Origin of the sequence: Subtercola boreus (assembly GCF_003399645.1) — a bacterium.
GTDB lineage: Bacteria > Actinomycetota > Actinomycetes > Actinomycetales > Microbacteriaceae > Subtercola > Subtercola boreus_A.
In genome coordinates this window covers 128,275-150,903 of sequence record NZ_NBXD01000019.1, presented here as the reverse complement: position 1 = coordinate 150,903, position 22,629 = coordinate 128,275, and the positions used below count along the sequence as shown (strand labels likewise).

The window sequence follows — 22,629 nt, the reverse complement described above, 5'->3', positions numbered from 1 at the left end:
GCTAGCGGCGGATCAGGTCGCGTCGCGTTTACGCGGGTGCTGCGTGAAGGCCGACGGATCGAGCAGCAGCTTCTCGGCTGCGCCGGTCGCCTCGACGGTCTCGGCATCGATGTCGGCACCTGACGCAGTAGCGGCGTTCGAGGCGGTAGCGGCGTTCGAGGCGGTACCGGCGTTCGAGGCGGTACCCGCACCCGAGGCAGCACCGGCGTTCGCGGCCTTCCGCGCCTTGCGGGTCGACTGGATGGTGTGGAAGATCGTCGGTACGAGGGTCAGCACGACCACCGCGAGCAGTACCACGTCGATGTACTTCGCGGTGAAGTCGGCCACCACGGGAATCTGGCCGAGGAAGAAGCCCAGCAGGGTGAAGCCGCCGCCCCAGATGATCGCGCCGATGGCGTTGTAGAAGCTGTACTTGCGCGCATCCATCTTGCCGACGCCCGCGGCGACCGGGGCGAAGGTGCGAACGACGGGCACGAAGCGCGCGATCACGACGGCGAACCCCCCGAAGCGTTCGAAGAAGGCGTTCGTGCGCTCGACGTTCCTGATGCTGAAGAAGCCCGACTCCTTGCGTTCGAAGATGCGCGGGCCGGCCTTCCGGCCGATCAGGTAGCCGCATTCACCGCCGATGAACGCGGCCAGCGCGATGGCCGGGGCCACGAGCCAGATGGGGACCTGGATGCCCGCACCGTTCATTCCCGAGTAGGTGAGCAGGCCTGTGAAGAACAGCAGCGTGTCGCCCGGCAGGATGAACCCGACCAGCAGCCCGGTCTCGGCGAAGACGATGAAGCAGATGCCGAGCAGCGCGAACGGACCGAACGCGTTGATCAGGTTCGTCGGGTCGAGGAAGGGGATGAGGGCGGTGTGCACCGGCGCGGCCTGGACGGCCGCGGAGATGAGCGCTGCGTGCATGGGTGGAGACTCCAGTCGTCGTGTTTCTCAAGCGGCCGGCCGGAAGAATCGGCTCTCGCGTGCGGGAGAAGGGACTTGAACCCTCACGCTCGAAAGCACAGGTACCTAAAACCTGCGTGTATACCAATTTCACCACTCCCGCGAAGAACACCCCCAGTGTAATGGGTGGGTATCACGCGCCCGGTTTGAATCCCAGCGATTTGTGAGCAGGGCTCCGCGGTACATAGCGGGGCACGTAGCGGAGCATCACGCCGGCCCCGGCGAACCCGATCGCGCCGATGGCGAAGACCGCGACGGGGAGGCCGGCCACCACGACGATCGCCGAAATGAGAACCGGTGCGGCCGCCGAGCCCAGGTCGCTGGTGAACCGGAACGCCCCGAGGAACGGAGCGGGGGAGCTCTTGGGCGCGAGGTCGGCGCCGAGTGTCATGACGATGCCGCTGCTCACGCCGTTCGAGACCCCCAGCAGCACCGTGAGCACGATGAACCAGCCGACCGCCTGCGCGAAGTCGTGGGTGAATGACAGGATGACCAGGCACACTCCCATGCCGATCATCGAGGGCAGTGCGCTCCACAGTCGGCCGAAACGGTCCATGATCTGGCCACTGGAGTAGAACAGAGCGAAGTCGAGGGCGGCCCCCAGCCCGATGATCAGCGCGGTGTTGCTCTCGGGCAGGCCCAGGCTCACCGCCCAGAGCGGCAGCACCACGGTGCGGCTCGCACGCAGGGCGCTGACGATCGCCACGCCGAGCCCCAGTCGGGTCAGCACGGCCCGGAACGACCAGATGGTCGCGAACAGGCCCTGCGCCTCTTCGGCGAGTTCGCTCTCGCCGGCCGTGGGGGCCGGGTGCGACGGCTCGCCGGCATCCGCTCTCGCCAGCTTCCCCGCGGCCAGCTTCCCCGCCGCCAGCTTCTCCGTCGGGTCGTCGACGACCAGCAGCAGCACGATGATCGCCACCGCGCAGAGCCCCATCACCCAGAACACCGACATCGACGTACCCGTGAGCGCGATCAGCCCTGCCCCGAGGAACGGGCCGATGAACCAGCCCGCCCGGAACGTTCCGCCGAGCGTCGACAGCGCGCGGGCCCGGAACTGAACGGGCACGTAGGTCGTCATGAAGGCGTGCCGGGCGAGCGCGAAGATGGCCGCCGACAGGCCGAGCAGAAAGATGCCGACTCCGAACACGAGTGCGTTCGGTGCGACCAGGCTCAGGATGACCGACACGATCGACAGCCCGGCGGCCCAGATCATCGACCGACGCTCGCCGATGCGGCTCACGACCCAGCCGCTCGGAATGTCTCCGATGAGCTCCCCGATCATCGTCATACCCGCGATGAACCCGGCGACCGCGAGGGTCGCCCCGAGGTTGCTCGCAATGGCCGGAATGATCGGGATGATCGCCCCTTCGCCGATCGCGAAGAGCAGGGCAGGCAGCAGAGCGGATGCTGCGACCGACCGGATCCGAAATTCGACCGCAGGCCCAGAAGTTGTCATCAGGCAACCAGTTTACGACCGGAGGAGCGCCCGGCCCGCCGCCAGACGGAGCGGGTAGGCTGGGGGATCGTGTTAGAACTCGACCTCTCTGAGCAGATCAGCGCCCTCCGTTCCACGTTCGGCGACATCCAGTCGGTGGTCGACGTGGAGGGCCTGCGGGCCCAGATCGTCGAGCTCAGCGAGCAGGCCGGCGTGCCCGACCTCTGGAACGACACCGAGCAGGCCCAGAAGGTGACGAGCGCCCTGTCTCACCGCCAGGCCGAGCTCGCGAAGATCATCAGCATCGACTCGCGGCTCGACGACCTCGAGGTGATGGTCGAACTCGCCAACGACGAGTCCGACGAGGAGGCCGTGACCGAGGCGCAGGCCGAGCTCGTCAGCCTGCAGAAGCTGCTCGGCGAGCTCGAGGTGCAGACCCTGTTGAACGGGGAGTACGACCCCCGGCCCGCCGTGGTCACCATCCGCGCCGGAGCGGGCGGCGTCGACGCGTCGGACTTCGCCGAGATGCTGATGCGCATGTACCTGCGCTGGGCCGAGCAGCACGGCCACAAGTCGACCGTGCTCGACACGAGCTACGCGGAAGAGGCGGGCATCAAGAGCGCCACCATCGAGATCGACTCGCCCTACGCTTTCGGAACGCTCTCGGTCGAAGCCGGAACGCACCGACTCGTGCGCATGAGCCCGTTCAACTCGGCGGGCAAGCGCCAGACGAGCTTCGCGGCGGTCGAGGTCGTGCCGCTCATCGAGACGACCGACGTCGTGGAGGTGCCGGAGAACGACATCCGCGTCGACGTGTTCCGCTCGAGCGGTCCCGGTGGGCAGTCGGTGAACACGACGGACTCGGCGGTGCGCATCACCCATCTCCCCACGGGCATCGTCGTCAGCTGCCAGAACGAGAAGAGCCAGATCCAGAACCGGGCGGCCGCCATGCGCGTGCTGCAGTCGCGGCTGCTTCTCGCGCAGCGCGAGGAGGAGAACGCCAAGAAGAAGGAGCTGGCCGGCACCATCACGGCGAGCTGGGGCGACCAGATGCGCAGCTATGTGCTGGCGCCCTACCAGATGGTCAAAGACCTGCGCACCGACTACGAGGTCAACAACCCCAGCAATGTCTTCGACGGCGACCTCGACGGGTTCATCTCCGCGGGCATCCGGTGGCGCAAGCGCAAGATCGAGAGCTGAGCCGGTCGATCCTCGGCGTTCACCGAGCCGCTTCCCAGCTTCACCCGGGGGCTTCGGGCATTGGGCGAGTCGCTGGTCACAATGCCCCGACCCTCTGCTTAGGCTGACCTCGCCATGATTCGATTTGACCAGGTAAGCAAGATGTACAAGGGCACGGCCAAGCCGGCGCTCAACTCGATCGACCTCGAAATCCTGCGCGGTGAATTCGTCTTCCTCGTCGGTGCCTCCGGCTCGGGCAAGTCGAGCTTCCTCCGGCTGGTGCTCAAGGAAGACCGCCCCACGAGCGGCCACATCCACGTGCTGGGCCAGGACCTCGGCTCGATCTCGTCGCGCAAGGTGCCGTACTTCCGCCGCAACCTCGGCGTCGTCTTCCAGGACTTCCGGCTGCTGCCGAACAAGAACGTCTTCGACAACGTCGCCTTCACCCTGCAGGTGATCGGCAAGTCGCGCGGCTTCATCCAGGAGGCCGTACCCGACGTGCTCGCGATGGTGGGGCTCGCCGAGAAGGCCGGGCGCCTGCCGCATGAACTCTCCGGTGGTGAGCAGCAGCGCGTGGCGATCGCCCGCGCGGTGGTGAACAAGCCCGCCATCCTGCTCGCCGACGAGCCCACCGGCAACCTCGATCCTGTCACCAGCGCCGGCATCATGAACGTGCTCGACCGCATCAACGCGGGCGGCACGACCATCATCATGGCCACCCACGACAACGCGATCGTCGACCAGATGCAGCGCCGGGTCGTCGAGCTCGTCAGTGGCCAGGTCGTTCGCGACGATGTGCAGGGCGGGTACGGCACGACGACCGAGATCAGCCTGCAAGACAGCGGTATGACCGCCGAGATCACCCGGCCAGACCCGCTGTCGCTCCGCATGCAGGCCACGGGCGCCATCGAGCGGCCCGTGATGCCCGTGGGCACCGCGCCCGTGTCGACGCACACGTCGTCCGTTCCCCTGGTGCGGCCCGCGCCCGCAGCCCAGCCCGCTGCGCAGCCCTCCACCCATGCCGCGCCGGTCGCCCACGCCGCGCCCGTCGCCGTCATCGACGACGAGCCGTTCGACGAGCCGTTCTTCTTCCCGCCCGCCGACGGTGTCGTGCCCGAGACGGCACCGGATGCCCGGGGCCGGTTTCCCGCTCAGGGTGCTGCCGAGCATCCCGAGCCGGCGCCCGTGCCCGAGTCCGATCAGGTACCCGTGCCTGAGGCGGAGGAGCCGGCAGGGGATCCGCTGATGACCGGCCAGATCAGCCTCGCCGAGAAGCTCGGGCTGCGTGCCCCCGGCGACCACGACGATCCCACCCGAGACCAGAACGTAGGGCCCACCTCGTGAGATTCGCACTCATTCTCGGCGAGGTCGGCACCGGCCTCCGCCGCAACATGTCGATGGTCGTCTCCGTCGTGCTCGTCACCTTCATCTCGCTGACCTTCGTCGGTGCTGCCATTCTGCTGCAGATGCAGATCGGCCAGATGAAGAGCTACTGGTACGACAAGGCGCAGGTCGCGGTGTACATGTGCACGGCCACGTCCGGTGGCGACAACTGCGCGAACGGAGAGGCGACGGCCGACCAGATCGCCGCGGTGGATGCCCAGCTGAAGTCGCCGACCCTGTCGCCGTTCATCCAGCAGTACTACTTCGAGACGCACGAAGAGGCCTACGAGAAGTTCAAGCAGCAGTTCGCGGGCAATGACGTCGCCCAGTACGTGACGCCCGACCTGCTGAACCAGACCTACTGGATCAACATGGTCGACCCGCAGCAGTCGGCGGTGCTCGTCGAGAGCCTGTCGGGCCAGCCCGGCGTCGACAGCGTGGTGGACCAGCGCAGCTACCTCGAGCAGATCTTCTCCATCCTCAACGCCGCGAGCTATACCGCGATCGGTATCGCGATCCTGATGCTGGTGGCGGCGGTGCTGCTGATCGCCACCACGATCAGGCTCTCGGCATTCTCCCGCAGACGGGAGATCGGCATCATGAGGCTGGTGGGGGCGTCCAACCGGTTCATCCAGACGCCGTTCATCCTCGAGGGCGTGATCGCCGCGCTGATCGGGTCGGTGCTCGCTGGAGCGGCGGTGTGGGGCGTGGTGCACTTCTTCGTGCAGGGCTACCTGCAGCAGGCGCTGCCGTTCACGGCGTTCGTGAACGACAACGATGCGCTGGCGATCGTGGTTCCGGTGCTCATCGTGCTGTCGATCGTGCTGGCCGCGTTCTCGGCGAAGTTCGCCATCACCCGGTACCTGAAGGTCTGAGCGGTTCGAGTGCATAGACTGGAGGGCTGCCGGGCGCTCTCGCCCCGCAGCATCCACCCTCTCTACCTCCAGGAGTACTCGTGCCACGCGAACGCGGAGAAAAGGTCGTCGCGACCAACCGCAAGGCCCGCCACGACTACAGCATCGAAGACACCTTCGAGGCAGGGCTCGTTCTCACGGGCACCGAGGTCAAGTCGCTGCGCGCCGGCCGGGCATCCCTCGTCGACGGCTACGGCTACATCGACGGGGGTGAGGCGTGGCTCGACGCCGTGCACATCCCCGAGTTCAACCAGGGCTCCTGGAACAACCACCCGCCGCGCCGCAAGCGCAAGATGCTGCTGCACAAAGCCCAGATCCTGAAGATCCACAACAAGGTGAAAGAGGGCGGTTACACGCTGGTGCCCCTTCGGCTGTACTTCAGCGACGGCAAAGCGAAGGTCGAGCTGGCGGTGGCCAAGGGCAAGCGCGAGTACGACAAGCGCCAGACCCTCCGCGAGCGGCAGGACAAACGCGAGGCCGACCGGGCGATGGGAACGCAGCGCAACCTCGGAGAGTAGACCTGCCCGCGTCGTGATCAACTCGGGACAAAGTGGACAGTGTTCACCGTTGTGCGATGTCGGAGGTTCTGGCTAGCCTCGCCGCATGACGTTCATCATCGCGCACGACCTCCTGAAGACCTACACCCCCCGGGGCGCGTCGCCGGTGCATGCCCTCGACGGGCTGAACCTCGAGGTGCCGCAGGGCACCATCACGGCTCTGCTCGGCCCCAATGGGGCGGGCAAGACGACCACCGTCAAGGTGCTGACCACCCTCACCCGGCCCGATTCCGGCACCGCCACCATCGGCGGGGTCGATGTGGTGAAACACCCCGAATGCATCAGGCCCATCATCGGGGTGTCGGGGCAGTACGCGGCGGTCGACGAGAACCTGACCGGGTTCGAGAACCTCGACATGGTGGGGCGGCTCTACCATCTGGGGTCCAGGGCATCCAGGGCGAGGGCGAGCGAACTCATCGAGCTGTTCGACCTCACCGAGGCCCAGAACCGGCCCGTCAAGGGTTTCTCGGGCGGAATGCGGCGGCGTATCGATCTCGCTGGGGCGCTGGTGTCACGGCCGCAGGTGCTCTTTCTCGACGAGCCGACGACGGGGCTCGACCCGCGCAGCCGGCTCGGCATGTGGGACATCATCACGACCCTGGTGGGGGAGGGCACGACCGTGCTGCTCACCACCCAGTACCTGGAGGAGGCCGACCAGCTGGCCGACGCCATCTCGGTGATCGACGGGGGCAGGGTCATCGCCGAAGGCACCTCCGACGAGCTCAAAGCGTCGATCGGCGGGCAGCGGCTGGAGATCAGCCTCGTGAGTGCGGCCGATGCAGAGGTGGCGACGGGCATCCTGAGGCGTGTCGGCAGTTCAGAGCCGACGCTCTCGGGCGACGGCCGCGAACTCACGGTGAACGCCGTTCACGCCCCGGCAGCGCTCCGCGAGGTGCTGGGCGAATTCGGTCAGCGGGGCATCGAGCTCTATGACGCAGGCATGCGACGGCCCACGCTCGACGACGTGTTCCTGAGGCTCACCGGCCATATGGCCAGCGACGAGGAGGTGGCGGCATGAGCGCCGCTGTGAAGATCGCCGATTCGGGTGCAGCCCCCGCCGCCTCCACCTCACACCTCGGCAACCTGGTGAACGACGGCTGGATAACAACCCGGCGCAATCTCATCAAGATCAAGCGGGTTCCCGACATCCTGGTGTTCACGCTGCTGCAGCCCATCATGTTCGTGCTGCTGTTCAGCTACGTCTATGCCGGCGTCATCGACATTCCGGGCAGCAGCTACACCGAGTTCATCATGGCCGGCATCTTCGCACAGACCGTGGTCTTCGGGTCGACCTATTCGGGTTCGGCGATGGCGCAAGACCTGAAAGACGGCATCATCGACCGCTTCCGAACGCTGCCGATGAACCAGGCGTCGGTGCTGATCGGGCGCACGAACGGCGACCTGCTCATCAACACCATCTCGATGGCGGTGATGATGACGACCGGGTTCATCGTGGGCTGGCGGGTACGTTCCAGCTTTCTCGAGGCGGCGGCGGCGGTCGTGCTGCTGCTGCTCTTCGCCTACGCGCTGTCGTGGGTGATGGCCTTTCTCGGTATGAGTGTGCGAAGCCCCGAGGTGATCAACAACGTGTCGTTCCTCGTGCTCTTTCCGATCACGTTCATCTCGAACGCCTTCGTGCCGAGCGACACGCTGCCCACGCCGTTGCGCATCTTCGCGGAGTACAACCCGGTGTCGGCGCTCGTGCAGGCGGCACGAACACTGTTCGGCAACATTCCCCCGGGCACCCCGGTCGCCGATGTGTGGACGCAGCAGCACCCGGTGCTGACGGTGCTCATCGGCATCGCGCTGCTGCTGGTGATCTTCGTGCCGCTGAGCATCCGCAAGTTCACCTCGGTGAGCTCCCGGTAGGTGAGCGGTGGCGCGACGGAGGGTCAGGGGCGGTGGGTCAGGGGGCGGTGGCCGCTCAGATCACGAAGGGAGTTCCGGTGCGGGTCTCTGCGATGTTCCACAGTGCGCTGGCGGTGCGGATGTCGCGGGAACGGGTGCGCGCGTAGACCACCGCCGGGTTGCCGCTGAGCTGCTCCCACCCGTCGGGGCCCCAGTATTCACCGCCCTGGGCGAGGGGGTCGGCGGCGGCGCGCACGATCGGCAGGGCTCCCGCGTCCTTGCCCTGCGCGAAGGCGCCGAGACCGGTGCGAACGAGGGCCGGTGACCGTTTCGAGCCGATGTCCGGCCGGGCGGCACTCAGGCCGTCGAGGGCGAAGCCGGGGTGTGCGACGATGCTCCGGGTGCCGTGTTCGGCCTTCTGCAGCCGCCGGTCGAGCTCGAATCCGAGCAGCATGACCGCGAGCTTGGAGCGGGCGTAGGTGCGAAAGCTCGAGTAGTCATCGCTCTGCAGATCATCCAGGTCCAGCTCGAAGAAGCGGTGCGCGATGCTGCCGAGGGAGACGACGCGGGAGCCGGGCGTCGCCAGCAGGGTCGGCGCGAGCTGGGCGGTGAGCGCGAAGTGGCCGAGCACGTTCGTGCCGAACATCAGCTCGAAGCCGTCTTTCGTCGTGCTGCGCTTCGACTGGCCGAGCACCCCGGCATTGAGGATCAGGCCGTCGATCGGATCGTTCGAGAGCGCTTCGGCGGCGGTTTGCACCGACCCGAGGTCGGCGAGATCGAGCTCCGTGAAACGAACATCGGCCCGGGGTGCTCGGGTGTGGATGGAGGAGATGGCACGGTGTGCCCTGTCTCGGTTGCGCGCGGCGATCACGACGCTGGCGCCCCTTCGGGCGAGGAACTCGCCCGCCCAGTAGCCGAGGCCGGCATTGCCGCCCGTCACCACGAAGGTCTTGCCGGTGAGGGAGGGGAGCAGAGCCGGGGTCCAGCGAGAGGTCGTCATTCCCCGACAATAGTTGATAGTATGGAGGGCTGCCTGAGAGGGCGGCTCTGACAACTCAACAGTGTGCAACGGTGGCCCAGCTCTTCAGCTGCTCGCGGGGATGATCGGTTTCGACATTGCCTGAGTGAGTGTGAGAAGCGGGCCGAGGACGCACGGTTATCTCGTAAACGATCCGCGCAAACAATAAGTGCCAATCAAAACAGCACTGTTCCGGCCAAGCAGGCCGCTTTCGCTCTCGCAGCCTAAGCTCCCGCTAGCCGCTTAAGGAACCGTCAGACCGGGAATGCCCTCTACCCGGCCCCTGGCGTTATCTAGAGGGATTGCTTGTGCGTCACGCCAGAGGGCGCACAGGGACTTGCACTCGGGCTGGGCTCGTCGGATCAGGTGCCAGCGACAACTTCCGGAGCCGAGTAGAACATCTTGCTGGCTACACCCGTAGAAGGCATACGACCACAGCAGTGGACCGGGGTTCAATTCCCCGCATCTCCACCGCCGGCCACCGTTGCGCACTGCTGAGCCAGGCTCGCGTGGATAACCGCTTCGTGTCGTCCGTTGCGTGCCCGCCGACTGACTTCGTGCTGCTAGTTGAACTGGGCGGTGCGGTCGGGGTAGACCTGCCAGAACTCGCCCTGGGTGTAGGTGGTCACGTCGGACTCGACGCAGGTGTCGCCGTACTTGGCGAGCAGGTCGACGTGGGATTCATCGACGACGATCATCTTCTCGACGGCTCGGATGCGGATGTTCGTGGGGTTCACCGTCGTCCAGGTGGCTCCGCCGTCGGTGGTGAGCTCGATGACGGCATCGGTGGCCGTGGAGGTACCGGTGCAGGTGCCGGCCGTCGAGCGGTAACCGACCTTCGCCGAGGCCATGCCGCTCAGCGCGCTCGCGGCGCCGGTGGAGGAGGGTGACGATGTGGCGGGCGACGACGTGGCGGGGGTGGTCGCCCCGGGTGTGGCAGACGGGGTGGGCGCGGAGGTCGACGGGGTCGCCGCCGTGGAGGGCTCGGCACTCGGTACCGGCGTCGCGGCTCCCGTCGTCGGCGCTGCGCTGCTCGTCGAGGGAGCAAGCGCATTGACGGTCGAACTCTCGGTGGCGGGGCCCCGCAGTGCGAAGGCGACGAGCGCCAGATCGGCTGCGATGAAGACGATCAGGGCCCCCAGGATCCACGGAGTTCTGCCACGGGAAGGTTTAGCCATTACTCAACCCTAGGTGAGGCGCTCGGCCCGAACCAACGGCCGACGAAAAACGAGCACCGATCCACAGGCAACGGCAAGCGCGACGAGGGTGCCGAGCAGCGTCTCCACGCCCCGGTCGACGATCAGCCGGGTCGGATCTGCCGGGTGTACGAGGTTGACCATGAGCAGCGCAAGAGGGGTCACGAACAGCAGGGCGAGCCCGTAGTTGCGCACAACGAACAGCTCGGCGAGCACCTGCAGCCCGACGATGAGCAGGATGGCGGAGATTCCGGTCGGGTCGGCGAGCAGCAGCCCCCACGCCACCACGAGCCCCACGACGGTTCCGAGCACGCGGTGCGTTCCGCGAAGCAGGGAGTTCGGCAGATCGACCGCGACGAGCGGAACGATGGCAGCGACCATCGCCCAGTACGGATGCCCGATGCCGAGCCCCGTCGAGAGGGAGCCCGCCGCGGCAGCGGCGATTCCGTACCGCGCCAGGTGCGCCCAGCGCACGGGGGAGGGCTGGGTCGACGCGCCGGGGGTGAGGGCGGAGGGTGCGGCGGAGGGTCTGCTGCGGGCGGGCCGCTGCCGGGCATCCGTCGCCGCAGCCCGCCCGCGCGCCTGCAGCCCGCGCACCCGGCCGGCCTGCCCGATGGCTACGGCCAACAGGGCGGATGCCCCGCTCACCACAGACGCGGCGCCGAGCGACGACGGCGAGCCGGGCACCGAGGCGATGGCGCAGAGGCCGAACACCGCGAAGAGCGGCCCGGGAGGCGTGAACCGGAACACGTCGGAGACGTGCGCCACGACCATCGCCCAGACACTCGCGATGGCGACCACCGCCCACTCTCGGCCGGGCAGGAGGGCGACCAGGCTGCCGAGCAGCACCGTGCTGACGAGAACGGCGGCCGCGGCGGCCTGCATTCCCAGGCGCGCCCGCCGTGGCGCAGTGCGCCCGTAGACCGCCGTGAACGCGCCGAACGCGGCGTAGATCGACCATTCGACATGACCGATCGTGAAGAGCACGAGAAAGGGGACGAGCACCGAGGCTCCCGCCCGCAGGGCCACCCGGTGGGCCCCGCCGTGCTCGCCGACGCGCACGAGCGAGCGGGCGTACGGGCGGAGGGTGCTGCTGGTCGACACGGGGGTCCTGTTCTGGGTCGGAAGGCGTACGGAGTTCCACGGGAAGGGGAGTGGTGCGGGAGGTGCATCCACACGCGCGGCCGCCGTGAGGCTCACAAACCATTTTACTAGTAAAATAATTGGATGACCACCGATCTGCTCGATGACACCCGATCCTCCTGGCAGGCGCTGCGGCCCGACCTCGACACCACCCCCATGGCGACGGTCGGACGCATTCTGCGGATCGCCCGCCTCGTCACGCTGTTCAGCGACGAACTGCTCACCGCCCACGGGCTCACCCGCGGCGAGTTCGACGTGCTCTCTGCGGTGCGCCGGGCACCTGAACCGGTCACGGCCTCGCACCTCGCCCGGCTGCTGGCCGCATCGAACGCCTCGATCACGAAGCGTCTTGTCGCCCTGGAGGCCGCCGGACTCGCGACCCGCGAGCGCACGAGCGCCGACCGGCGGATCGTGACCGTGCAGGCGACCGCGGCGGGGCAGGCTCGCGTCGACGCCGCCCTGCCCGCCCAGCTCGACCTCGAACGGGCGCTGGTCGACGGGCTCGACGCCCGCGACCGGGCGCGCCTGGAGGCGTCGCTCCGCACGGTGCTCGTCGAATGCGAGCGGCGTGTAACCTGACCGACTTCTCGGTTCGGTAACGTGCCACCCATGCCAATGGATGACCCCACCCCGTCACGCACCGTTCTCACCATCACGAATGCGGTGATCATTCCGGTGGGCGGCGGCATCGAATGGTTCAGGGGGTGGCTGACCGTGGGCAGCGACGGCCGCATCAGTGGGCTCGGGGAGGGCGAGCCGCAGCAGGGTCAGGGTGCGCAGGGCGAGGTGCTCGACGTCGGCGGCGCCTTCGTCGCGCCCGGCTTCGTTTCGGCGCACAGCCACATCTTCACCTCGGGAATGCGCGGCATGACCCCCGACGACAGCCTCTACGGCTGGGTCGGCCAGCAGTCGACCTTCATTTCGGCCGCCGATGAAGACGACATCTACTGGTTCACGCTGCACGGCTGCCTCGACTTTCTGAACAACGGCGTGACCAGCGCCTACAACTTCACCGACTCGCGGGTGGTCGGGCGCTACGACCCTGCGACGGACCGCCGCGAGATCTTCTCGATCCGATCGGAGCGCTACCTGCAGCGTCAGTTCGACGCGGCCCGGGATGCAGGGCTCCGCACGATGAGCGCGATCCGGGTCGACAGTGAGTTCCAGAGGGTCGAGCAGGCGTTCGAGGTGTTCGCGGATGCTGTCGAATACGCGCGCACAGAAGTGCCGGCCGACCTCAGCCTCGGGCAGAGTGTCTTCGGAGCCGTGCAGTGGTCGGCCGAGGAGCGCGCCGCGCGCGACGAGGTCCGCATGATGGACGCTCACGGCATCGGCAACCAGGCGCACTTCCTCGAGACCAGCGAGGCGCTCGATCAGCAGCGCGAGAAGTTCCGCTGGTACGAAGACGCGGGTGCGTTCAGGGACGGTTTTCTCTTCGGGCATTTCGTGCATCCGGATGCCCGGATGGCCGAGACCGCCGCACGCTCGGGCAGCGGCATGGTGTGGCAGCCGACCTCGAACGGCCGGCTCGGCTCGGGCGTCGCCGACATTCCGCGCTACCGCGACCTCGGTATGCCGATCGGTGTCGGTCTCGACGATCAGTCGTGCACAGACGTGTCCGACGCGTTCCAGAACATGCGCATCGGCATGTACACCCAGCGTGCCGTGCACCGGGACGCCTCGATCCTCGGCCCCGCAGAGATGCTCCGGATGCACACCCTCGGTTCCGCGGAGGCGCTCGGCGTGGCAGACCGGGTCGGCAGCCTCGAGGTCGGCAAGTTCGCGGACTTCGTGGTGGTCGATCCGACCTCGCCCGACACCGGGCCGGTCTGGAACGTGGTGGCGGCGTACGCGTTCGCCTGCGGCCTGCGCAACCTGAAGAAGGTGTTCGTCGGTGGCGTGCTCGTCTCCGAGGAGGGGGTGAGCGTGCATCCGTCGGCCCCGGATGCCTCGGCCCACCTGCACGACCGGGTGCGCAGGGCGGCGGCACGCAACGGCCTCCGCCTCGCCTGGGACGCCTGACCCGGCGGCGAGGGCGCTACTCGGTCTGGCAGGCGCCCGAGCTGATGGCTTCGGAGGCGCCTGAAGCGGCAGAGACGACGGGCGCGATCTCGTCGAGCGTCATCGCATAGCCCGTGTCGGAGTCGGTGGTCGAGCGCGCGAAGACGACGCCCACCACGTTGCCCGCGGTGTCGAAGAGCGGTCCGCCCGAGTTGCCGGGCAGCACGGTTCCGCGCAGCGAGTACACCTCGCGGGTCACGTTCTGTTGGCCGTAGATGTCGAGCCCGGTGGCCTGCACGACCTGGCGGACGCGAGCCGTCGCCGTCGTGAAGGGACCGTTCTCGGGGTAGCCGGCAACCACCGCCGGGTCGGATGCCCCGAGGTCGGTTCCGAGGGAGAGCGGCGTCACGCCGAGGTCTGGCACCGCGAGTACCGCCAGGTCGCGTTCGGGGTCGTAGACGACGAGTCGCGCGGGGAGCAGAGCGCCAGAACCCTCGACCTGCGCGAAGATCTCGCTGCTGCCGGCGACGACATGGGCGTTGGTGATGATGCGGTCGCCCGCGACCACCCAGCCGCTGCCCTCGGCGTCGGTGTTGCAGTTCGGCGCCGACGACAGGATCTTGACGACCCCGCCCGAGGCATTGTCGACGGCGCCCGGCACGGAGTTGTCGGGAGCCTGCGCTCCGGCGATGATCTCCGCGCCGTCGGCGAACACGGTGGGGAAGCCGGCGCTGCCGAGCGCACCGTCGAGTGTGCCGAGGGCCTCGGTCGCCGGAACCGGGGCGAGGGTGTCGAGCGTCGAGACGATCTTCGAGGAGTTCACGAGCTGCGTGGCCTGCAGCTGCCCGGTCGACAGCAGGAACTCGCCCGCGAGCCACACCACCACGGCCCACGCGATCACGCCCATCGCCGCTCCGCCGAGAGAGTCGAGACCGCGCACGACCCTGACCCGGCCGATGGTGCGGCGCACCACGAGCGCCAGCGATCCGAGCACAGAGGAGGCGATGACCAAACAGAGCACGAACACCACACCCGCGGCAATGGAGCGCTGCAGCGAACTCGTCCAGCCGTGGCCTTCGAGCATGGTCACGACGATCGGCGCCACGAGGGTCGCCACCCAGGCCCCGACCACGATGCCGGCGAGGGATGCCGCCATCACCAGCGCACCGCGACCCCAGCCCGCGATAAGGGCGATCAGTGCCGCGACGGCGAGAACGAGATCGACGGCGAGTTCCATAGGTTCTCAATCTGTCGGACGAAGCTGAGCGATCGCTGCGCCGCGGGTTCGTCGCTCGCACCGTTCGGAATGCCCTTTCGAAACATGCTGTCAATCTGTTCGCGCTAGCGTGATCTCTGTGAGCACGAGCCCAGACCCCGCGACGCATGCCCGTTCGACCGATCTTTCGAGACGGAGCACCCGCGACGAGGTCGACGAAGACCTGAGACGCGACGTTCGGCTCCTCGGAGCCCTGCTCGGCCGGGTGCTCACCGAGGCCGGTGGTGCCGGGTTGCTCGACGACGTCGAGAAGCTCCGTGCGCTGACTATCGCCGCCTACGAGAGCGAAGCCGGGGTCTCGATCGAAGATGCCGAACGCCTTGTCGACGCGTTCACGCCCGAGCGCGCCGAGCAGGTCGCCCGTGCCTTCACCTGCTACTTCCATCTGTCGAATCTCGCCGAAGAGCACCACCGGGTGCGGGTGCTGAGGGCTCGGGATGCTGCGGGCACGACGGCCGCGAAAGACTCCCTCCCGGCCGCCATCGAGAAGCTCGTGGCCGAGGTCGGCACCGAGGAGACGGCCGAGCGGCTGCAGGCGCTGCGCTTTCACCCGGTACTCACCGCCCACCCGACGGAGGCGCGTCGCCGTGCCGTGGCATCCGGAATCCGTCGCATCAGTGAGCTGCTCGAGGGTCGCGACCAGCTGGTGCCCGAGTCGCTGCCGGCCGCCGAGAACGACCGCCGCCTGCTCGAGGAGATCGACGTGCTCTGGCGAACCTCGCCGCTTCGAACGACCCGCCCCACCCCGCTCGACGAGGTGCGAACCGCCATGAGCATCTTCGACCAGACGCTCTTCGAGGTGGTGCCGAAGGTGTACCGGATGCTCGACGACTGGCTGCTTGGAAACATCGCCGGAGCCCGGCCCGCCGAAGCGCCCGCGTTCCTCCGCCTCGGCAGCTGGATCGCGGCCGACCGTGACGGCAACCCGTTCGTGACGGCAGCGGTCACCAAACAGGCCGCCGCCATCCTGTCGGAGCACATTCTGCTCGGCCTCGAACACGTCGCCACCCGCATCGGCCGAACCCTCACCCTCGATGAGGCCGACACCCCGGCGAGCCGGGCGCTGAAGGGGCTCTGGGAGACGCAGCGCAGCTTCGCGGGCGAGGTGACGGCACTCGTCGGCACCCGAGCTCCGAACGAACCGCACCGCCGCGTGCTGCTCGTCGTCGCCGAACGCATCGCGGCGACGCGCCGCCGCGATGCCGACCTGGGATACGCGAATCCGGAGGAACTGCTCGAAGACCTGCGCGTCATCCAGGAGTCCCTGCAGGGCGCCGGCGCCGTGCGCAGCGCGAACGGGGAACTGCAGGCGCTCATCTGGCAGGTCGAGACGTTCGGCTTCCATCTCGCAGAGCTCGAGGTCAGGCAGCACTCGAAGGTGCACCGCGAGGCGCTCGCCGAGGTGAGAGCGGGCGGAGAGCTCAGTGAGATGACCGTCGAGGTGCTCGACGTCTACCGCACCATCGCCTTTCTGCAACGTCGCTACGGCCAGAAGTCGTCGAGGCGGTACATCGTCTCGTTCACCCAGTCCTCGGCCGATCTCGCCACGGTCTACGAGCTGGCGGAGGCGGCGATGGGTACGCCGGAGGCGGCTCCGGTGCTCGATGCGGTTCCGCTGTTCGAGACGTTCGACGACCTCGCCGCGAGCACGAGCATCCTCGCCGAGATGGTCGAGCTGCCCGCGGTCAAGGCGCGTCTCGCGGCAACCGGGCGAAAGCTCGAGGTGATGCTCGGCTACTCCGACTCCTCGAAGGACGTCGGCCCGGTCTCGGCGACCCTGGCGCTGTACTCCGCCCAGCAGCGCATCTCCCAGTGGGCCGTCGACAATGACATCGAGCTCACCCTGTTCCACGGCCGCGGCGGAGCGCTCGGCCGCGGGGGCGGCCCGGCGAACGAGGCGGTGCTCGCCCAGCCCCCCGGATCGGTCGAGGGCCGCTTCAAGCTCACCGAACAGGGTGAGGTGATCTTCGCGCAGTACGGCGACAAGACCATCGCAGCACGGCACATCGAGCAGATGGCGGCGGCGACCCTGCTGGCCTCGAGCCCGTCGAACGAAGAGGCGAACCAGGCGGCGACCGACGATTTCGAAGCGGTCGCGACGACGATGGATGCCCGCTCCCGCGACCGCTTCTACGAACTCATCAAGAGCGAGGGTTTTGCGCCCTGGTTCGCACAGGTCACCCCGCTCGAAGAAGTCGGGCTGCTCGCCCTCGGCTCCCGCCCCGCCCGGCGGGGACTCTCGATCGAGTCGCTGGAAGACCTGCGCGCCATTCCCTGGGTGTTCGCCTGGACCCAGGCCCGCATCAACCTCACCGGCTGGTTCGGGCTCGGGTCGGCGCTCGCTGCGGTTGGCGACGTAGGCGTGCTAAGAGACGCCTACGCACGCTGGCCGCTGTTCACGGCGATGATCGACAACGTCGAGATGTCGCTCGCCAAGACCGATCTGCGCCTCGCGAAGCGGTACCTCGCGCTCGGCGACCGGAACGACCTGGCCGAGCTGGTGCTCGAGGAGATGGCGCTGACCCGTGAGTGGGTGCAGCAGACCACCGGGCACTCCGAACTGCTCGAGGGGCGCCCGGTGCTCCGCCGGGCCGTGCGCCTGCGAAGCCCTTACGTCGATGCGCTGTCGCTGCTGCAGCTGCGTGCTCTTCGCGACATCCGGGCATCCGGCAGCGCCGACCCGCTCGACGAACCGCACCGGTTGCTGCTGCTCGCCGTCAACGGTGTGGCTGCCGGCCTGCAGAACACCGGCTAGCCGGGGCGCCCCCGGCTGATCGAGGCCGACGGCCTGACCGCACGGCTCAGCTCAGTTGCTGGACCCAATCGGCGGGCAGACGGTCAGCCGGGCCCGGCGTCGGCTGGGCGAGGGGGTGGTGGGTCGGGGGTGCGAGCTGCGGCCCGTCGACCAGGGCGTCGATGCGATAGTCGAACATCCACGTCTCGTCCGGTTCGTAGCTCTGGATGATCGGATGCCCGGTCTCGCGGTTGTGCGCCGTGGCATGTTTTCCCAGGGAATCGTCGCAGCAGCCGATGTGGCCGCACTGGGCGCAGCGCCTCAGGTGGAACCACCAACTCCCGTCGGCATCACAGTCGCCGCACCCCGGGCCGCTCGGTGCGACGCCGGTGTCGATGCCCTTGAAAACGCTCATGTCTCCGATGCTAATCGGTACGGGCTGGATGCTGTCAGCCGACCTTCGTTCGGAAGGCGGAGTCGCCGACGTAGTGGAACCGGGAGACGGCGCGGGGATCTGCCTGCGCCGCCGGTAGGGCGTAGGGGTGGGCCGTGGTGGTCACGTCGATGATGCCGACGTCGACCAGCGTCTGCCGCAGTTCGAGGCGGTTGTGCACGCGGAACCCGGCAGCGGTGAAGTGGCTGCGGAGGCGAGCCAGGTGGGAACGCACGGTCTGCGAGCTGATCTGCAGGAAGCCGGCGACGTCGTCGACGCTCCAGTCGTTCTCCGAGAGGTAGAGCAGCACGATCTGGCGTTCGCGGGGACTGATCCGCGGCACGACCCTGTTGGGCTGGGAGAACAGCACCTCGGCGTCGGGCGAGAGGTGCGTCTCGCCCGAGAAAGCGCGATCGATGGCCCGGAGCAGCTCGTTCATACCCTCCGAGATGCAGACGAAGACACTCACCCCGGCTTCCCGGAGCTCGTACACATCGGTCGAGGGTCGGGTGTCGACCAGGGCGATCACCGTGGCTCCCGACGACACGATGGCGCGGAACTGTTCGGAGCCGGGGCACGCATCGAGCTGGGCGCCGCCCAGCACGACGACCCGGCCGGCCCCGGCGGCATCCGTGTCGCCGACCACTGTGTCGCCGACCACCGTGTCGACGACCACCGTGTCGACGTGCAGGTCGGGGTAGGTGAACTGAGCGACGCGCACGATGCCGTCGACGAGAACCGGCCGGTCGTCGAGCACGACCAGGGAACGAGTGTGTGTCATCGTGAACCCACCTTCCTCTCGGGTGATCTGCCGCCGTTACGGGACCAGAGCGAGGTGACAACATTCTCCGTCGGGCCGTCCGGGGCCCTCCGAGAGGGGGAGGCTCGCAGTCGCAGGTGGTCAGAAACGTGGCGCTGGGGGTAACCTGAGAGCAGAGGGGTTCGACGGTACCGAGTTCGCGAGGGGCGAAGGCAGGAACAGCATGGATGAACCCGATTGCTCCGACCTCAGGCCGGTGCGCTGGATGTTCGACGGCCGTGATGGCCTGAAAGAGCTCGGTGGCTACCTGGTGTCCGACGAGCCGGACGAATTCCATCTGCGGGGCAGGCGGTGGACGTTGCCGGGTGTGGCGGTCTCCGATGTCGCCCACACGCCGGTGTCGATCTCCCCGCCCGAGAACGGCGTCGAGCAGCGGGACTACGTGAGCGTCGTCTTCGTCAGGCACGGAGTCTACGATCTCTACGGAGAAGGCGGCACCTTCCACTTCGAGGCCGGCAGCGCGGGCTACATGGCAGGCTGGAACAGCGTCTCCGCATCCTGTTCGGTGAAGGCGCGCATTGCGATGGTGACAATGCACCGGGACCGCCTCGCGACGCTCGGTGTCACTGTTCGGGATGACATCGGCGGCTTCTCGGAGTCCGGCCGGCTCAGGCGCCCCGCGCTGTCGTTCGTTCTCGCGCTGATGGACGAACTGACGGCGGCCGGCGTCACGTCGACCCCGCCCGGCCCGGTCTCGACGGTGCTCGCCCAGCTCATGGCGGGCCTCTTCATCGAAGACTCCGGCTACCGCATGGATTCGGCCTCGTTCTCTGAGGGGCTGCGTGCGCGGGCCGAGGCGCTCATCGCACGAAACTCCTCCGACCCCGACTTCACGCCCCCGGTGCTTGCCGAGACCCTGAACGTGTCGTTGCGGCACCTGCAGCGGAGCTTCAGTTCACGGGGGTTCGGGCCGGCCGAGGCCATCCGGGCGAAGCGCCTCGAATCTGCTCTCGAGGCGATGCGGCTCGCGTCGCAGGCCCCGCGGTCGGTCGCCGACATCGCGCTGCAGGCCGGGTTCTCGAGTGTGAAGGAACTGCGCTACGCCCTCCGGACGACGTACGGCATCACCCCGCGAGAACTGCTGGCGGGCACACCCCTGCTCGAGCAGCCCGAGACCCGGCTGAGCCTCCTGGGCTGAGCCTCTCGGGCTGAGCGGCGATAGAGTCGTTCTGCGGCACTCGCCGCACTCAACGCAAGAGGGGTACTCCTATGAACATTCTCGTAGCGATCATCGCGGTCATCGCGGTCATTCTGCTCATCACCGGCGGCGTCTCCTCGTCGCTCAGCTTCCTGATCTGGGTCGGCGTCGTGCTGCTCGTCATCGCCCTGATCGTCTTCCTGCTCCGGTTCATCACCGGCCGGAAGGTCTGACGACCCGTCACCGACTCGGGAGCCCCCCTCCGGAAGACCGGTGGGGGGCTCTCGGCGTCACGGTTGCGGGTATTCCGACGACGAGCGAGTTCGGTGGAGCATCCTGCAGCACGACGGCATTGGCGCCGACAGCGCTGCCACTGCCGATCTCGATCGCGCCGAGCAGCTTCGCACCCGCCCCGAGCAGCACGTCGTCGCCGACGATAGGATGACGCCGGCCCGTTCTCGGCCCGACTCCACCGAGCGTGACGCCGTGGTAGATGAGCACGTCGTCACCCACTTCTGCTGTCTCGCCGATGACGACGCCCATGCCGTGGTCGATGAAGACCCGGCGGCCGATCGCTGCTCCCGGGTGGATCTCGACGCCGGTGAGGAAGCGGGTCGACTGCGACAGCAGACGTGCCGGGAGCCGGAACCCCGGGCGGAGCCAGAGCGCATGGGTGAGCCTGTGCATCCAGAGCGCATGCATGCCGGAGTACCCGACCAACACTTCGAGGCGCGACCGAGCGGCGGGGTCGCGCCTCATCGCTGTGGCGAGGTCTTCGCCGAGCGTGTCGAAGAAGCCCACGCGGCAGGTCAGCCGCGGATGTCGTCGTAGAGCACCGATGACACGTAGCGCTCGCCGAAGTCGCAGACGATCGCGACGATGGTCTTGCCGGCGTTCTCGGGTCGCCTGGCCACCTCGAGCGCGGCCCACATGATGGCGCCGGAGGAGATGCCCGAGAGGATGCCCTCATCGGTGGCGAGCTGCCGGGAGAGACGCAGGGAGTCCGCCAGGGTCACATCGATGACTTCGTTGTAGACCGAGGTGTCGAGCAGTGCGGGCACGAAGTTCGCGCCGATGCCGGCGATCTTGTGAGGGCCGGGGGCGCCGCCGTTCAGAATCGGGCTGTCGCTCGGTTCGACACCGATGATCTGGATGTCGGGGTTCTTCTCCCTGAGGTAGTGGCCGACGCCCGTGATGGTTCCGCCTGTGCCGATGCCGGCGATGAAGATGTCGACTTCGCCGTCGGTGTCCTCCCAGATCTCCGGGCCCGTGGTCGCGTAGTGCTTCGCCGGGTTGGCCTCGTTCTCGAACTGGCGGGCGAGGATGGCGCCCTCGGTCTCTGCCGCGATCTTCTCGGCGGTCTCGACAGCGCCGCGCATACCGTCGGGCCCCGGGGTGAGCACGAGTTCGGCGCCGTACGCACGAAGCACGACGCGCCTCTCCATGCTCATGCTCTCGGGCATGGTGAGGATGACCCGGTAGCCGCGGGCCGCGCCGACCATAGCGAGAGCGATGCCGGTGTTGCCGCTGGTGCCCTCGACGATCGTGCCGCCGGGCTTCAGCGCCCCTGCCTTCTCGGCGGCGTCGATGATCGCGACGCCGACGCGATCCTTCACGCTGTTCGCCGGGTTGTAGAACTCGAGTTTCGCCAGGATGGTCGTGTCGATGCCCTCGGCCAGGCGGTTGATGCGAACGAGCGGCGTGTGACCGACGAGATCGGTGACGTTGTCGTAAATGCGTGGCATGTGGCGGTACTCCCTTGCGTTACGGTGAGGTTTCCAGCCTAACTCCGGGCGAGCAGGGCGAGCGTCTCGGCGTGCAGGAGGCCGTTCGTGGCGAGGGCGTTGCCGGCGTGGAGGGCTTCGCCGCCCGTCAGGCTGGTGAAGCGGCCGCCGGCCTCCTCGACGATCGGGATGAGCGCTGCGACGTCATAGGGTTGCAGGTCGTACTCGCCCGACACGTCGACGAGCCCCTCGGCCACCATCATGTACGACCACATCTCGCCGTAGGCACGCGTCCGCCAGACGGCACGGGAGAGCCGCATCAGGTCGTCGAGGCTGCCGGCCTCGTCCCAGCCCTTCAGAGAGTTGTAGCTGATCGAGGCATCGGTCAGCCCGGTGACCCCGGAGACGGCCAGGCGCTGGGGTGCGGCGGTATGCCCGGGCCCCGTCTCGATCAGCCATGCCCCCCGGCCGGTGGATGCCCACCAGCGCTTCTGGAAGGCCGGTGAACTCACGACCCCGAGCACCGGCGTGCCGTCGACCACGAGCGCGATGAGCGTCGCCCACACCGGAACCCCCCGCAGGAAGTTCGCTGTGCCATCGATGGGGTCGATGATCCACTGGCGGGGGGAACTGCCCGTCTCGCCGTACTCCTCACCGAGAATGGAGTCGCCGGGGCGCCGGGCGGCGAGCCCGTCGCGGATGATGCGTTCGACCGCCCGGTCGGCATCCGTCACCGGCGTTCGGTCGGGCTTCTGCTCGACGACCAGGTCGAGGGAACGGAACCGGTCGAGCGATACCGTGTCGGCCGCGTCGGCCAGCTCGAGCGCGAGGGCGAGATCATCGGCAAGGGTGGGTTCGGTCACGCCCCCCAGCGTACCGGCG

General features: G+C 68.0%; 22 protein-coding genes, 1 tRNA gene and 1 other RNA gene. 12 read left to right on the top strand and 12 right to left on the bottom strand.

The features are described from left to right. Positions 1-12 precede the first annotated feature (12 nt). The 3 genes from B7R24_RS10115 to B7R24_RS10105 form a co-directional block, all read right to left on the bottom strand. Complete coding sequence (locus tag B7R24_RS10115; protein ID WP_116418840.1) at positions 13-909, bottom strand: DedA family protein; 897 nt, start codon at positions 907-909, stop codon at positions 13-15. A gap of 60 nt (positions 910-969) precedes the next feature. Beyond that, positions 970-1,051, bottom strand: a tRNA-Leu gene (locus tag B7R24_RS10110). Between the two features lie 30 nt (positions 1,052-1,081). Next, positions 1,082-2,404 carry an MFS transporter gene (locus B7R24_RS10105; protein ID WP_116418839.1) on the bottom strand — a complete coding sequence of 441 codons (1,323 nt, stop codon included), beginning with the start codon at positions 2,402-2,404 and terminating at the stop codon, positions 1,082-1,084. A gap of 69 nt (positions 2,405-2,473) precedes the next feature. Here B7R24_RS10105 and prfB point away from each other — a divergent pair, with 69 nt between their 5' ends. The 6 genes from prfB to B7R24_RS10075 all read left to right on the top strand — a co-directional run bounded on the left by prfB (position 2,474) and on the right by B7R24_RS10075 (position 8,285). Beyond that, positions 2,474-3,583, top strand: coding sequence for a peptide chain release factor 2 (prfB, locus tag B7R24_RS10100; RefSeq protein WP_116418838.1), 1,110 nt, complete (start codon positions 2,474-2,476; stop codon positions 3,581-3,583). 114 nt (positions 3,584-3,697) lie between these two features. Beyond that, complete coding sequence (ftsE, locus tag B7R24_RS10095; protein WP_116418837.1) at positions 3,698-4,906, top strand: cell division ATP-binding protein FtsE; 1,209 nt, start codon at positions 3,698-3,700, stop codon at positions 4,904-4,906. Continuing rightward, on the top strand, positions 4,903-5,820 hold the full coding sequence (gene ftsX / locus B7R24_RS10090; protein WP_116418836.1) for a permease-like cell division protein FtsX: 918 nt from the start codon (positions 4,903-4,905) through the stop codon (positions 5,818-5,820). Before ftsE ends, ftsX begins: the two co-directional genes overlap by 4 nt. Positions 5,821-5,900: 80 nt before the next feature. Continuing rightward, positions 5,901-6,377 (top strand): SsrA-binding protein SmpB, encoded by a 477-nt coding sequence (gene smpB, locus B7R24_RS10085; RefSeq protein WP_116418835.1) that lies wholly within the window; start codon positions 5,901-5,903, stop codon positions 6,375-6,377. Between the two features lie 85 nt (positions 6,378-6,462). Continuing rightward, positions 6,463-7,434, top strand: a complete 972-nt coding sequence (locus B7R24_RS10080) for an ATP-binding cassette domain-containing protein (protein ID WP_116418834.1) — start codon at positions 6,463-6,465, stop codon at positions 7,432-7,434. After that, the gene (locus B7R24_RS10075; protein ID WP_116418833.1) at positions 7,431-8,285 is read left to right on the top strand and encodes an ABC transporter permease; all 855 of its coding nucleotides are present in this window, start codon (positions 7,431-7,433) and stop codon (positions 8,283-8,285) included. Before B7R24_RS10080 ends, B7R24_RS10075 begins: the two co-directional genes overlap by 4 nt. A 55-nt stretch (positions 8,286-8,340) precedes the next feature. Here the strand turns inward: B7R24_RS10075 and B7R24_RS10070 are convergent, their stop codons facing one another. Next, entirely contained in the window at positions 8,341-9,264 is a 924-nt protein-coding gene (locus B7R24_RS10070) for an oxidoreductase (protein WP_116418832.1), read from the bottom strand. A 96-nt stretch (positions 9,265-9,360) separates the two neighbouring features. Between B7R24_RS10070 and ssrA the strand changes: the two genes are divergently transcribed. After that, positions 9,361-9,756: a transfer-messenger RNA gene (gene ssrA, locus B7R24_RS10065) on the top strand. 89 nt (positions 9,757-9,845) lie between these two features. Here the strand turns inward: ssrA and B7R24_RS10060 are convergent. Continuing rightward, positions 9,846-10,460, bottom strand: a complete 615-nt coding sequence (locus B7R24_RS10060) for a hypothetical protein (protein ID WP_116418831.1) — start codon at positions 10,458-10,460, stop codon at positions 9,846-9,848. A gap of 9 nt (positions 10,461-10,469) precedes the next feature. Beyond that, positions 10,470-11,582 carry an FUSC family protein gene (locus B7R24_RS10055; protein ID WP_116418830.1) on the bottom strand — a complete coding sequence of 371 codons (1,113 nt, stop codon included), beginning with the start codon at positions 11,580-11,582 and terminating at the stop codon, positions 10,470-10,472. 123 nt (positions 11,583-11,705) lie between these two features. On the opposite strand from B7R24_RS10055, the gene B7R24_RS10050 reads away from it, so the two are divergent. Both B7R24_RS10050 and B7R24_RS10045 read left to right on the top strand, forming a co-directional pair. After that, complete coding sequence (locus B7R24_RS10050; protein ID WP_116418829.1) at positions 11,706-12,200, top strand: MarR family winged helix-turn-helix transcriptional regulator; 495 nt, start codon at positions 11,706-11,708, stop codon at positions 12,198-12,200. A gap of 30 nt (positions 12,201-12,230) precedes the next feature. Continuing rightward, positions 12,231-13,643, top strand: coding sequence for an amidohydrolase family protein (locus B7R24_RS10045; protein WP_253259383.1), 1,413 nt, complete (start codon positions 12,231-12,233; stop codon positions 13,641-13,643). A gap of 16 nt (positions 13,644-13,659) precedes the next feature. Here B7R24_RS10045 and B7R24_RS10040 read toward each other — a convergent pair whose 3' ends face one another. Then, positions 13,660-14,859 (bottom strand): MarP family serine protease, encoded by a 1,200-nt coding sequence (locus B7R24_RS10040; RefSeq protein ID WP_116418827.1) that lies wholly within the window; start codon positions 14,857-14,859, stop codon positions 13,660-13,662. A 118-nt stretch (positions 14,860-14,977) separates the two neighbouring features. Between B7R24_RS10040 and B7R24_RS10035 the strand changes: the two genes are divergently transcribed. Beyond that, positions 14,978-17,653 (top strand): phosphoenolpyruvate carboxylase, encoded by a 2,676-nt coding sequence (locus tag B7R24_RS10035; protein WP_116418875.1) that lies wholly within the window; start codon positions 14,978-14,980, stop codon positions 17,651-17,653. 46 nt (positions 17,654-17,699) lie between these two features. On the opposite strand, the gene B7R24_RS10030 is transcribed toward B7R24_RS10035, so the two are convergent. Together B7R24_RS10030 and B7R24_RS10025 are read right to left on the bottom strand one after the other, a co-directional pair. Further along, positions 17,700-18,047 carry a UBP-type zinc finger domain-containing protein gene (locus B7R24_RS10030; RefSeq protein WP_116418826.1) on the bottom strand — a complete coding sequence of 116 codons (348 nt, stop codon included), beginning with the start codon at positions 18,045-18,047 and terminating at the stop codon, positions 17,700-17,702. A gap of 34 nt (positions 18,048-18,081) precedes the next feature. Beyond that, on the bottom strand, positions 18,082-18,846 hold the full coding sequence (locus tag B7R24_RS10025) for a sigma factor-like helix-turn-helix DNA-binding protein (protein ID WP_116418825.1): 765 nt from the start codon (positions 18,844-18,846) through the stop codon (positions 18,082-18,084). Positions 18,847-19,048: 202 nt separating this feature from the next. On the opposite strand from B7R24_RS10025, the gene B7R24_RS10020 reads away from it, so the two are divergent. Then, on the top strand, positions 19,049-20,023 hold the full coding sequence (locus B7R24_RS10020; protein ID WP_116418824.1) for a helix-turn-helix domain-containing protein: 975 nt from the start codon (positions 19,049-19,051) through the stop codon (positions 20,021-20,023). Positions 20,024-20,094: 71 nt separating this feature from the next. After that, the gene (locus B7R24_RS17595; RefSeq protein ID WP_172582784.1) at positions 20,095-20,256 is read left to right on the top strand and encodes a hypothetical protein; all 162 of its coding nucleotides are present in this window, start codon (positions 20,095-20,097) and stop codon (positions 20,254-20,256) included. Positions 20,257-20,263: 7 nt separating this feature from the next. Here the strand turns inward: B7R24_RS17595 and epsC are convergent, their stop codons facing one another. The 3 genes from epsC to hisN are packed head-to-tail and all read right to left on the bottom strand — an operon-like array spanning position 20,264 to position 22,610. Continuing rightward, a complete protein-coding gene (gene epsC / locus B7R24_RS10015; protein WP_116418823.1) occupies positions 20,264-20,824 on the bottom strand; it encodes a serine O-acetyltransferase EpsC in 561 nt (186 codons plus the stop codon). Between the two features lie 8 nt (positions 20,825-20,832). Next, a complete protein-coding gene (cysK, locus tag B7R24_RS10010) occupies positions 20,833-21,768 on the bottom strand; it encodes a cysteine synthase A (RefSeq protein ID WP_116418822.1) in 936 nt (311 codons plus the stop codon). 38 nt (positions 21,769-21,806) lie between these two features. Further along, on the bottom strand, positions 21,807-22,610 hold the full coding sequence (gene hisN / locus B7R24_RS10005; RefSeq protein ID WP_116418821.1) for a histidinol-phosphatase: 804 nt from the start codon (positions 22,608-22,610) through the stop codon (positions 21,807-21,809). Positions 22,611-22,629: the final 19 nt, after the last annotated feature.